This is a genomic window from Micromonospora globosa (assembly GCF_000717585.1).
GTDB classification, from domain to species: Bacteria; Actinomycetota; Actinomycetes; order Mycobacteriales; family Micromonosporaceae; genus Micromonospora; species Micromonospora aurantiaca.
The window spans coordinates 90,382-102,040 of record NZ_JNZR01000007.1; the positions used below are offsets into that span (position 1 = coordinate 90,382).

Annotated in this window: 9 protein-coding genes; 6 read left to right on the forward strand and 3 right to left on the reverse strand. The window is 72.2% G+C overall.

The features are described 5' to 3' along the window. Nucleotides 1-7: 7 nt before the first annotated feature. A complete protein-coding gene (locus tag IF06_RS0109830) occupies nt 8-1,054 on the reverse strand; it encodes a FecCD family ABC transporter permease (RefSeq protein ID WP_013285337.1) in 1,047 nt (348 codons plus the stop codon). A gap of 120 nt (nt 1,055-1,174) precedes the next feature. On the opposite strand from IF06_RS0109830, the gene IF06_RS0109835 reads away from it, so the two are divergent. Together IF06_RS0109835 and IF06_RS0109840 are read left to right on the forward strand one after the other, a co-directional pair. Further along, nucleotides 1,175-2,107 (forward strand): MerR family transcriptional regulator, encoded by a 933-nt coding sequence (locus tag IF06_RS0109835; protein WP_030270392.1) that lies wholly within the window; start codon nt 1,175-1,177, stop codon nt 2,105-2,107. Nucleotides 2,108-2,111: 4 nt separating this feature from the next. Further along, nucleotides 2,112-2,471 (forward strand): YciI family protein, encoded by a 360-nt coding sequence (locus IF06_RS0109840; RefSeq protein WP_030270394.1) that lies wholly within the window; start codon nt 2,112-2,114, stop codon nt 2,469-2,471. A gap of 35 nt (nt 2,472-2,506) precedes the next feature. Here IF06_RS0109840 and IF06_RS0109845 read toward each other — a convergent pair whose 3' ends face one another. Then, complete coding sequence (locus IF06_RS0109845; RefSeq protein WP_013285334.1) at nt 2,507-2,980, reverse strand: cytidine deaminase family protein; 474 nt, start codon at nt 2,978-2,980, stop codon at nt 2,507-2,509. A 140-nt stretch (nt 2,981-3,120) separates the two neighbouring features. Between IF06_RS0109845 and hrpA the strand changes: the two genes are divergently transcribed. After that, entirely contained in the window at nt 3,121-7,116 is a 3,996-nt protein-coding gene (gene hrpA / locus IF06_RS0109850; protein WP_030270397.1) for an ATP-dependent RNA helicase HrpA, read from the forward strand. 152 nt (nt 7,117-7,268) lie between these two features. On the opposite strand, the gene IF06_RS0109855 is transcribed toward hrpA, so the two are convergent. Then, nucleotides 7,269-8,198, reverse strand: coding sequence for a LysR family transcriptional regulator (locus tag IF06_RS0109855; protein WP_013285332.1), 930 nt, complete (start codon nt 8,196-8,198; stop codon nt 7,269-7,271). Between the two features lie 35 nt (nt 8,199-8,233). Between IF06_RS0109855 and IF06_RS0109860 the strand changes: the two genes are divergently transcribed. From IF06_RS0109860 to IF06_RS0109870, 3 genes are read left to right on the forward strand one after another with little or no spacing between them, the layout of a single operon-like run. Further along, nucleotides 8,234-8,965: a succinate dehydrogenase cytochrome b subunit gene (locus IF06_RS0109860; RefSeq protein WP_174361705.1), complete on the forward strand. Its 732-nt coding sequence runs from the start codon at nt 8,234-8,236 to the stop codon at nt 8,963-8,965. Between the two features lies 1 nt (nt 8,966). Next, nucleotides 8,967-10,901 carry a fumarate reductase/succinate dehydrogenase flavoprotein subunit gene (locus tag IF06_RS0109865; protein ID WP_030270400.1) on the forward strand — a complete coding sequence of 645 codons (1,935 nt, stop codon included), beginning with the start codon at nt 8,967-8,969 and terminating at the stop codon, nt 10,899-10,901. After that, nucleotides 10,898-11,650 carry a succinate dehydrogenase/fumarate reductase iron-sulfur subunit gene (locus IF06_RS0109870; protein ID WP_013285329.1) on the forward strand — a complete coding sequence of 251 codons (753 nt, stop codon included), beginning with the start codon at nt 10,898-10,900 and terminating at the stop codon, nt 11,648-11,650. The genes IF06_RS0109865 and IF06_RS0109870 overlap by 4 nt, the downstream gene beginning before the upstream one ends. Nucleotides 11,651-11,659 lie beyond the last annotated feature (9 nt).

The window sequence follows — 11,659 nt, forward strand, 5'->3', positions numbered from 1 at the left end:
GGGGTGGTCATGTCGTCACCGTCTTGGCTCGGTGGACCAGGAAGGCCAGGAGCGGGGCGCCGAGCAGGGCGGTGATGATGCCGGCCGGGATCTCGCCGGGCGGGGCGACGAGGCGGCCGGCCACGTCGGCGGCGAGCAGCAGCGCCGGACCGAGCAACGCGGCGACCAGGAGCGTCCACCGCTGGTCCGCGCCCACCAGCGCCCGGGCCAGGTGCGGCACCGCCAGCCCGACGAAGGCGATCGGCCCGGCGGCGGCCACCGCCGCACCGGTGAGCAGCACGCCACCGGCCCCGGCGGCGAGCCGGACCAGTGCGACCCGGTGCCCGAGTCCCCGGGCCACGTCGTCGCCGAGGGCGAGCGCGTCCAGACCGCGGGCGGCGAGCGCGGCCAGCAGCACCCCGGCCACCACGAACGGCAGCACCTGCCCGGCCACGCCGACGCCCCGGCCGGTCAGCCCGCCGACCACCCAGAAGCGGTACTCCTCGAACGTGCGGGCGTCGATGCTGAGCAGCGCGTACACGATGGCGCCGAGACCGGCGTCGAGGGCCGCGCCGACGAGCGCGAGGGTGACCGGGCTGGCGCCCTCGCGGGTGCGGTTGGCGATGGCGAACACGAGCAGCCCGGCGAGCAGCGCGCCGGCGATGCCGAACCAGACGTACCCGGCGAGCGTGCCCACCCCGAACACGGCGATGGCCAGCACCACGCCGAACGACGCCCCGGCGCTGATGCCGAGGATGCGCGGCTCGGCCAGCGGGTTGCGGGTCACCGCCTGGAACAGCACCCCGGCCAGTGCCAGCGCCAGGCCGACGACGAGCCCGAGAGCGGTACGCGGCAGCCGCAGTTCCCGGACCACTGTGGTGGCGTCGCCGCCGTCCGGGGACACGAGCGCGTGCCACACCTGGTCGACGGGGAGGTGCCGGCTGCCGAGCGCGAGGCTGGCCAGCAGCGCCAGCAGGAGCAGGAGCGCCGCCGCCACGGTGACCGCGACGCGGCGGACGGTGCCGCGGCGGACGGGAGTCCCGGCCCGCGCGGGCCGGACGGCGACGGTGGTCACGAGGGGTTCTTCGCCTTCCGATTAGGTGCGCCTTACCTTAGCTGACCTGGTAAGGCGTACCTAAGCGGGCACTGTCGATGGGGTTGCGCCTCCACCGGGGGGAGGCGCGATGGTGGGCGCATGGACGGTGCGGAGCGCTACTCGATCGGTGACCTGGCCCGGCGGACCGGGCTGCCGGTGAAGACCATCCGGTTCTGGTCCGACCGCGGCGTCGTGCCGCCCACCGACCGGGGACCGGCCGGCCACCGCCGCTACGACGCGGCGGCGGTGGCCCGGCTCGACCTGGTACGGACGTTACGCGAGCTGGGCGTGGACCTGCCCACCGTGCGCCGGGTGGTGGCGCGGGAGGTCAGCCTGGCCGAGGTCGCCTCGGCGCACGCGGACGCGTTGACCGCGCAGATCCGCCTGCTGCGGTCGCGCCGCGCGGTGCTGACAGTGATCGCCCGGCGCGGGGCCTCCCCGTCCGAGGCCGACCTGCTGCACCGGCTGGCCGGCCTGGCCGCGCGGGAACGGCGGCGGCTGGTCGACGAGTTCCTCGACGCGGCGTTCGGCGGCCTGACCGATCCGGGGTTCGCGGGGATCAGGCGGTCGCTCACGCCGGAACTGCCAGACGATCCGGACGACTGTCAGATCGAGGCGTGGGTGGAGCTGGCCGAGCTGACCCTGGACCCGGGATTCCGGGCCGGGCTGCGCCGGCTGGCCGAGCAGCACGCGGCGGACCGGAAAGGCGCCGAGGGCGTACGCCGGGACGTGGTCGCCGTGGTCCGGGAGGAGGTGGCCCCGGCGCTCGCCGACGGCATCGAGCCGGCCGCGCCGGAGGCCGATCCGATCCTGGCCCGGGCGGCGGGCCGGTACGCGCGGCTCTGCGGCCGCTCGGACGACGCCGACCTGCGCCGGCGGATGCTGGACCGGTTGCGGACCGCGAGCGACCCTCGCCGGGAGCGGTACCTGGAGCTGCTCTCCGTGGTCAACGGCTGGCCACCGGCCGAGAGCCTGGCGCCGGTGCTGGACTGGTCGATCCGGGCACTGCGCGCCCGGCAGCACCTAGCCTGAGGACATGCGATTCGACAGGCACACGGTGGTGCTCCTGGTCCGCCCGGACGACGCGCCGGACCTGCCGCAGGACGCCCTCGACCGGATCCAGGACGCGCACCTGGCGCACCAGGCCGGGCTGGTGGAGCAGGGCGCGGTGCTGGCGGCGGGGCCGTTCCTGGACGGCGACGACGGGCGTGTCCGCGGTTTCGTGGTGCTGTCGGTGGACCCGCAGATGGCCCGTGAGCTGTACGCGAACGACCCGGCGGTCCGCGCGGGACGACTCGTCGCGCAGGTCAGCGGCTGGATGGTGCCGGAGGGCCAGGTCCGCTTCGAGCAGGTGCCGGTCCCCCGCTCGATGCTGGAGGCAGCGGCCGGCGACTGAGTGTCGCGGCCGGCAGCGCCCGGGGCGGGGCGCGGTCAGTCCTCCGGGGCCTGCCGGCTGCCCGGCACCACAGGCGTCGGCCACACCCCGGCGCGGGCGGCCACCGGCACCTCGACCTGCTGGTCGGCCCAGACGTACGTCTCGGGCAGCAGGTCGGTGATCGGGATCGCGCGCAGCCCGTCGGGCGGGCCGACGATCACCTTGATCGACGGGAAGTAGTCGAGCAGCACCTGACGGCAGCGTCCGCACGGCGGCAGGACGCCCCGGCCGCGGTCCCCCACCGCGACGATCGCCTCCAGCTCGCCGGCGCCCTGGGTCGCGGCGGCACCGAGTGCGACCACCTCGGCGCACGGGCCGCCGGTGAAGTGGTAGACGTTCACGCCGCTGAACACCCGGCCGTCGGTGCTGCGTACGGCGGCGGCGACTGTGTGGTTGTCGCTGCGGCAGCGCAGCTTCGCGACGGCGGTGGCGGCCTGCACGAGCGCCCGGTCGGTGTCCCGCATGATCATCCCCGCCCCTCGTCGGCCTCGTCCGTCGGCCTCGTCGGCGGCAACTTTATCCGGCGGGGACGGCCGCACCAGGGAGGGCACGCCCAGCGCCGGTAACCCGGGGGCGGTCCGCCGCGCGGCTGCCTATCCTTGGCGACGACATGCAGAATCCAGCCGTACCCGCCGCCCCTGAGACCGCCCGCGACCTGCACCGCCGCCTCGCCCCCCTGATGTTCCGCGATCAGCGCCGGATCCAGCGGCGGCTCGACGGCGTGCGCCGGCTGCGCGACCCGCAGCGGCGGGAGGCGGCGCTGGCCGAGATCGCGGCCGAGGTGACCCGGGCCGAGGCGCGGCTGGAGTCGCGCCGCGCGGCCGTCCCGGCGATCACCTACCCGCCGCAGTTGCCGGTCAGCGAGCGCAAGGACGACATCGCCGCCGCGATCCGCGACCATCAGGTGGTGATCGTGGCCGGTGAGACCGGCTCCGGGAAGACGACCCAGCTCCCCAAGATCTGCCTGGAGCTGGGGCGCGGGATCACCGGCCTGATCGGGCACACCCAGCCCCGCCGGCTGGCGGCCCGCACGGTCGCCGACCGGATCGCCGACGAACTCGGCACCGAGCTGGGCGACGTGGTCGGCTACAAGGTGCGTTTCACCGATCAGGTGGGCGACAACAGCCTGGTCAAGCTGATGACCGACGGCATCCTGCTGGCCGAGTTGCAGACCGACCGGATGCTGCGGCAGTACGACACGCTGATCATCGACGAGGCGCACGAGCGCAGCCTCAACATCGACTTCATCCTCGGCTATCTCAGGCAGCTCCTGCCCCGACGGCCCGACCTCAAGGTCGTCATCACCTCGGCCACCATCGAGACCGACCGGTTCGCGAAGCACTTCGCCGACGCCGAGGGCAACCCGGCGCCGGTGGTCGAGGTGTCCGGGCGCACGTACCCGGTGGAGGTCCGCTACCGGCCGCTGGTCGAGGTCACGGAGGCCGACGAGGAGGACGAGGCCGACGAGGAGAACGTCCGGGACCAGATCCAGGCCATCGGCGACGCGGTCGAGGAACTGGCCGCCGAGGGGCCCGGCGACATCCTGGTGTTCCTCAGCGGCGAGCGGGAGATCCGCGACACCGCCGACGCGCTGGGCAAGCTGGTGCAGTCCAAGCGGTCGCTGCTCGGCACCGAGATCCTGCCGCTGTACGCCCGGCTGTCCACCGCCGAGCAGCACCGGGTCTTCGCCGCGCACTCCAACCGCCGGGTGGTGCTGGCCACGAACGTCGCGGAGACCTCGCTGACGGTGCCCGGCATCAAGTACGTGGTGGACCCGGGCACCGCCCGGATCTCCCGCTACTCCAGCCGGCTCAAGGTGCAGCGGCTGCCGATCGAGCCGGTCTCGCAGGCCAGCGCCAACCAGCGCAAGGGCCGCTGCGGGCGTACCTCGGACGGCATCTGCATCCGCCTCTACGACGAGCAGGACTTCGACTCCCGCCCCGAGTTCACCGACCCGGAGATCCTGCGGACCAACCTGGCCTCGGTCATCCTCCAGATGACCTCGGTCGGGCTCGGCGACGTCGCGGCGTTCCCGTTCATCGACCCGCCGGACCGGCGCAACGTCACCGACGGCGTGAACCTGCTGCACGAGCTGGGTGCGCTCGACCCGGCCGAGACCGACCCGGCGAAGCGGCTCACCGCGCTGGGCCGGCGGCTGGCCCAGCTCCCGGTCGACCCCCGGCTGGCCCGGATGGTCCTCGAGGGCGAGCGCAACGGCTGCGCCACCGAGGTCGTGGTGATCGCCGCCGCGCTGTCCATCCAGGATCCCCGGGAACGCCCGGCCGACAAGCAGGCCCAGGCCGACCAGGCGCACGCCCGGTTCGCCGACAAGGAGTCCGATTTCGTCGCGTACCTGAACCTGTGGCGCTACCTGCGGGAGAAGCAGCGGGAGCTGTCGTCCAGCGCGTTCCGCCGGATGTGCAAGGCCGAATACCTCAACTACCTCCGGGTACGCGAGTGGCAGGACATCGTCAGCCAGTTGCGCCAGGTGCTGCGTACCTCCGACAAGGGTGAGGGCCGGCGCGGCGCCGGCGCCGACCTGCCGGAGGAGATCGACACCCCGAAGGTGCACCAGTCGCTGCTGCCCGGCCTGCTGTCGCACCTCGGCCTCAAGGACGCGCAGAAGCACGAATACCTGGGCGCTCGGGGCGCGAAGTTCGCGATCTTCCCCGGGTCGGCGCTGTTCAGGAAGCCGCCGCGCTGGGTTATGGCGGCCGAGCTGGTGGAGACGTCCCGGCTGTGGGGGCGGGTGGCCGGGCGGGTCGAGCCGGAGTGGGTCGAGCCGCTGGCCCAGCACCTGGTGAAGCGCAGCTACAGCGAGCCGCACTGGGAGAAGAAGCAGGCCGCGGTGATGGCCTACGAGAAGGTCACGCTGTACGGCATCCCGATCGTCACCTCCCGCAAGGTGAACTTCGGGCGGATCGACGCAGGTCTCAGCCGCGAGCTGTTTATCAGGCACGCCCTGGTCGAGGGCGACTGGCAGACCCACCACCAGTTCTGGCGGGACAACCAGAAGCTGCTGACCGAGATCGAGGAGCTGGAGAACCGGGCCCGGCGTCGCGACATTCTGGTCGACGACGAGACCATCTTCGCCTTCTACGACCAGCGGATCCCCGCCGACGTGGTCTCCGGACGGCACTTCGACTCGTGGTGGAAGAAGACCCGCCGGGAGCGGCCCGACCTGCTCACGTTCACCCGCGAGCTGCTCGTCAACGACGGCCGGGGCGGGGTCGACGAGGAGGACTTCCCGGACCAGTGGCGGGCCGACGGCGTGACGCTGCCGCTGACGTACACGTTCGACCCGACCGTGCCCACCGACGGCGTCACTGTGGACATCCCGCTGCCGCTGCTCAACCAGGTGCCGGCCGAGAGCTTCGACTGGCAGGTGCCGGGGCTGCGCGAGGAACTGGTGATCGCGCTGATCCGGTCGCTGCCCAAGCCGGTACGGCGCAACTTCGTCCCGGTGCCCGACTACGCGCGCGCCGCGCTCGCCGCGATCACACCGGGCGAGGAGCCGCTGCTGGCCGCGCTGACCCGGCAGCTGCGCCGGATGACCGGGGTGACGGTCCCGGCCGACGCGTGGGACCTCGGCAGGCTGCCGCCGCACCTGCGGGTCACGTTCCGGGTGCTCGGCGACGACGACAAGCCGGTCGCCGAGGGCAAGGACCTGCCGGCGCTGCAACGCGAGCTGCGCCAGGAGGTACGCCAGGTCGTGGCCGCCGCCGCGCCCGACGTGGCCCGGACCGGGCTGACCGAGTGGTCGATCGGCGCGCTGCCGCGCACCATCGAGCAGGTACGCGCAGGCTTCGCGGTGACCGCGTACCCGGCGCTGGTGGACGAGGGCGCGACGGTCGGGGTGAAGGTGTTCGACTCCGCCGCCGAGCAGGAGGCCGCGCACTGGGCGGGCACCCGGCGGCTGCTGCGGCTGACGATGCCGTCACCGGCGAAGTTCCTCCAGGGGCGGCTGAGCAACGAGGCGAAGCTGGCGCTGTCCCGCAACCCGCACGGCAGCGTGCCGGAGCTGATCGAGGACGCGGCCGGCGCGGCGATCGACAAGCTGATCGGCGACGCGGGCGGCCCGGCCTGGGACGCCGAGGGCTTCGCCGCGCTGCGCGACAAGGTCCGCGCCGACCTGGTGGACACCGTGGTCGAGATCATGGAGCGGGTACGCCGGGTGCTCGCTTCCGCGTACGCGGTGGAGCAGCGGCTCGGCGCCACCCGCAACCTCGCCGTGGTGGCCGCGCTGGCCGACATCCGCAACCAGCTCACCGGCCTGGTGCACAAGGGTTTCATCACCGAGACGGGGTACGCGCGCCTGCCCGACGTGCTGCGCTATCTGACCGCTATCCAGCGGCGGCTGGACCGGTTGCCGGGCAACCCGCAACGGGACAAACAGCAGCAGGACCGCGTCGCCGTGGTGCAGAAGGAGTACCAGGACATGCTGGCCGCGCTGCCCCCGCCGCGACGTGCCTCGGCGGCGGTCCGCCAGATCCGCTGGATGATCGAGGAGCTGCGGGTGAACGTCTTCGCCCAGGCCCTGGGAACCCCCTACCCCGTCTCGGAGCAGCGAATCTACCGAGCCATGGACGACGCCGAGGGCCGCTGACCCACCCCGCCCGCCGCCCCCGCCCTCGCCCTCGCCCTCGCCCTCGCCCTCGTCGATCTTGCACTTGGTGCCCCCGCGCAGTGGCATTCGCACCTTTCGCCGGGGCCGAAAGTGCAAGATCGCGCGGGAGAGGGGCGGCGGGAGAGGGGCGGTCAGAGGGGCTCTACGCCTGGGGGGAGTTCGGCGGTGGCGGTGGCGTCGTGGACGTACTCCAGGAGGATGCGGCGCAGCTCGCGCCCGGCGTGGGTGGGCACCACGTCGCGGCGGCGGGCCACCGCGATGGTCCGGCGGACGCCGGGCGGGACGAGCCGGGTGACCCGGATGCCGGCGCGGCGGGCCACCACGATGCCGGGCACCAGCGCGACGCCGAGCCCGGCCTCGACGAAGCTGAGCACGGCGTCCATCTCCCCGCCGTCGACGGACAGGGTCGGCTCGAACCCGGCCGCCCGGCACGCCTGGAGCGTGGCGTCGCGCAGGTCGTAGCCCTCGCGGAACATGACGAGCGGCTGGTCGCGCAGGTCGGTGATGCGTAACTCCCCGGCCTCCGAGGCGCCCGGCAGCGGGTCGACCGAGGCGACCACCAGGCTCTCCCGCAGGATCGGGTCGGCGCGCAGCCCCGGGTCGGTGCCGGCCGACGGCATGATGATCAGGGCGAGGTCGAGGTCGCCGCGGAGCAGGTCCCGGACGAGGTCCTGCGAGCCGCCCTCCTCCACGCGCAGGTCGATCGTGGGGTGCGCGTCGCGGAACCGGCGCAGCACCGGCGGGGCGAGCGAGGTGGCGAGGCTGGGGGTGGCGCCGAGCCGGACCCGGCCCCGGCGCAGCCCCACCAGTTCCTGCACCTCGCGGGTGGCGGTCTCCACGTCGGCGAGGATCCGCTTGGCCAGCGGCAGCAGCACCTCACCTGCTGCGGTGAGTGTGATGTTGCCCCTTACCCGCTCGAACAGCGGTGCCCCCAGGTCGGTCTCCAGCGCGTGAATTTGCTTACTCAACGAGGGCTGGGTTATGCCGACAAGATCGGCCGCCTGGGTGAAATGTCGTACTTCGGCGACCGCCACGAAGTACCGAAGCTGATGGAGCTGCATCTACATAGCCTACGGCTATCAACGCTGCGATTTCGATGCATTGGACGCCTGATCGAAGTGCTCCTAGCGTCGACCGCGTGGTAATCACGAAAACTCGGTCGCCCATCCGCTCGAACGTCGGCCTCAAGGCCGTCATGGCGGTGACGGGCATCATCCTCGTGCTGTTCCTGATCGCGCACATGCTCGGCAACCTGAAGATCTTCACGGGTGAGACGTCGTTCGACCACTACGCGCACTGGCTGCGGGACATCGGCACGCCGCTGCTGCCGACGACGTGGTTCCTGTGGATCCAGCGCACCGTGCTCACCGTCGCCGTCCTCGGGCACATCGGCGCGGCCACCGTGCTCGCGATGCGGTCCCGGGCCGCCCGCCCGGTCCGGTACGCGCACCGCCGCAAGATCCACGTGAACTACGCGGCCCGCACGATGCGCTGGGGTGGTGTGATCATCCTGCTCTTCGTGATCTACCACATCCTCGACCTGACCACGGGTCACCTGAACCCGCAGGGCGACCCGGCCAACCCGTACGGCAACGTGGTCGCCGGCTTCGCGCCGGAGCGCTGGTACGTCACGCTCTTCTACACCCTCGCGCTGGTGACCCTCGGCTTCCACCTGCGCCACGGCGCCTTCAGCGCGTTCCGCAGCCTCGGCCAGCAGACGCCGAAGGGCGAGCGCCGGGCCCGGATCGCCGCGCTCGTCTTCGCCGTCGCGCTCGTCGGCGGCTACCTGCTGGTTCCGTTCGCCGTGATCACCGGATTGGTGTCCTGACATGGATCTCTACACCGAGGGCGACCCGATCGCCGACACCCGGGCCCCGGACGGCCCGATCGAGACGCGGTGGGACCGCCACCGCTTCGAGATGAAGCTGGTCAACCCGGCCAACCGCCGGAAGATGACGGTGATCGTGGTCGGCACCGGCCTGGCCGGCGGCTCCGCCGCCGCCACCCTGGCCGAGCAGGGCTACCAGGTGCGGTCCTACTGCTACCAGGACAGCCCGCGCCGGGCCCACTCGATCGCCGCGCAGGGCGGTATCAACGCCGCCAAGAACTACCGCAACGACGGCGACTCGGTGCACCGCCTGTTCTACGACACGGTCAAGGGCGGCGACTTCCGCTCCCGCGAGTCGAACGTGCACCGGCTGGCCGAGATGTCGGTGAACATCATCGACCAGTGCGTGGCCCAGGGCGTGCCGTTCGCCCGCGAGTACGGCGGCCTGCTGGACACCCGCTCCTTCGGCGGCGCGCAGGTGCAGCGCACCTTCTACGCCCGGGGCCAGACGGGCCAGCAGCTGCTGCTCGGCGCGTACCAGGCGCTGGAGCGGCAGATCGGCCTGGGCAACGTGGAGATGAACGCCCGCCACGAGATGCTCGAACTGGTCCTCGTCGACGGCCGCGCGCGCGGCATCGTGGTCCGCGACATGGTCACCGGCGAGATCAGCACCGAGATGGCCGACGCGGTCGTGCTCGCCTCCGGCGGCTACGGCAACGTCTTCTACCTCTCCACCAACGCCAAGGGCTGCAACGTCACCGCCTCCTGGCGGGCGCACCGCAAGGGCGCGTACTTCGCCAACCCCTGCTACACGCAGATCCACCCGACCTGCATCCCGGTCTCCGGCGACCACCAGTCGAAGCTGACCCTGATGAGCGAGTCGCTGCGCAACGACGGCCGGGTGTGGGTGCCCAAGGCCAAGGGCGACCAGCGCAGCCCGCGGGAGATCCCCGAGGACGAGCGGGACTACTACCTGGAGCGGATCTACCCGTCCTTCGGCAACCTGGTCCCCCGCGACATCGCCTCCCGCGCCGCGAAGAACGTGTGCGACGAGGGACGCGGCGTCGGCCCGACCGGCCTCGGCGTCTACCTCGACTTCGCCGACGCGATCAACCGGCTGGGCCGCAAGGCCATCGAGGCCAAGTACGGCAACCTCTTCGAGATGTACGAGCGGATCACCGGCGAGGACCCGTACGAGGTGCCGATGCGGATCTACCCCGCCGTGCACTACACGATGGGTGGCCTCTGGGTCGACTACGACCTCCAGTCGACGATCCCCGGCCTGTTCGTGATCGGTGAGGCCAACTTCTCCGACCACGGCGCGAACCGGCTCGGCGCCTCGGCGCTGATGCAGGGCCTGGCCGACGGCTACTTCGTGCTGCCGAACACGCTCGCCAACTACCTGGCCTCCAACTCGCTGGACAAGGTCGACGCCAGCCACCCCGAGGCGGTCGCGGCGCGCACCGAGGTCGAGGACCGGATCAAGCGGCTGCTGGCGATCAACGGCGACCGTACGGTGGACTCGTTCCACCGCGAGCTGGGCCAGATCATGTGGGAGCACTGCGGCATGGAGCGCTCCGAGGCCGGGCTGCGCAAGGCGATCGACGAGATCCGCGCGCTGCGTGAGCAGTTCTGGCAGCGGGTGCGCGTGCCGGGTGACGGCGAGGGCCTCAACCAGTCGCTGGAGAAGGCCGGCCGGGTGGCCGACTTCTTCGAGCTGGCCGAGCTGATGTGCATCGACGCCCTGCACCGCGAGGAGTCCTGCGGCGGCCACTTCCGGGCCGAGCACCAGACGCCCGACGGCGAGGCGCAGCGCGACGACGACCGGTTCGCCTACGTGGCGGCCTGGGAGTTCACCGGCACCGGTGAGCCCGTGCTGCACAAGGAAGACCTGACCTTCGAATACGTCCACCCCACGCAGCGGAGCTACAAGTGAACCTGACCCTGCGCATCTGGCGCCAGACCGGCCCCGAGGACAAGGGTCGGATGGTGACCTACCCGGTGCAGGACGTGTCCCCGGACATGTCCTTCCTGGAGATGCTCGACGTGCTCAACGAACGGCTCATCCTCGACGGCGAGGAGCCGGTGGCGTTCGACCACGACTGCCGCGAGGGCATCTGCGGCATGTGCAGCCTCATGATCAACGGTGAGGCGCACGGCCCGCAGCGCGGCACCACCGCCTGCCAGCTGCACATGCGGCAGTTCTCCGACGGCGACACGATCGACATCGAGCCCTGGCGGGCCCGCGCGTTCCCGGTCGTCAAGGACCTGGTGGTCAACCGCAACGCGTTCGACCAGATCATCGCCGCCGGCGGCTACGTCACCGCGCCGACCGGCAGCGCCCCGGAGGCGCACTCGGTGCCGGTGCCGAAGGCCGACGCGGACGCCGCGTTCGAGTCGGCTGCCTGCATCGGCTGCGGCGCCTGCGTGGCGGCCTGCCCGAACGGCTCCGGCATGCTGTTCACCGCCGCGAAGATCACCCAGCTCTCGCTGCTGCCCCAGGGCCAGCCGGAGCGCTACACCCGGGTGATCGGCATGGTGGACGCGCACGACGAGGCCGGCTTCGGCGGCTGCACCAACATCGGCGAGTGCGCGGCGGCCTGCCCGAAGGGCATCCCGCTGAACACCATCGGCCGCCTCAACCGGGACTACCTGAAGGCGACGGCCAAGCGCTCCGGCTCCTGACCGGACACC

Coding starts and splice junctions, on each gene's coding strand:
- IF06_RS0109835 (WP_030270392.1), top strand. CDS start 1,175: ATGGACGGTGCGGAGCGCTACTCGATCGGTGACCTGGCCCGGCGGACC.
- hrpA (WP_030270397.1), top strand. CDS start 3,121: ATGCAGAATCCAGCCGTACCCGCCGCCCCTGAGACCGCCCGCGACCTG.
- IF06_RS0109845 (WP_013285334.1), bottom strand. CDS start 2,980: ATGATCATGCGGGACACCGACCGGGCGCTCGTGCAGGCCGCCACCGCC.
- IF06_RS0109855 (WP_013285332.1), bottom strand. CDS start 8,198: ATGCAGCTCCATCAGCTTCGGTACTTCGTGGCGGTCGCCGAAGTACGA.
- IF06_RS0109860 (WP_174361705.1), top strand. CDS start 8,234: ATGCATTGGACGCCTGATCGAAGTGCTCCTAGCGTCGACCGCGTGGTA.
- IF06_RS0109840 (WP_030270394.1), top strand. CDS start 2,112: ATGCGATTCGACAGGCACACGGTGGTGCTCCTGGTCCGCCCGGACGAC.
- IF06_RS0109865 (WP_030270400.1), top strand. CDS start 8,967: ATGGATCTCTACACCGAGGGCGACCCGATCGCCGACACCCGGGCCCCG.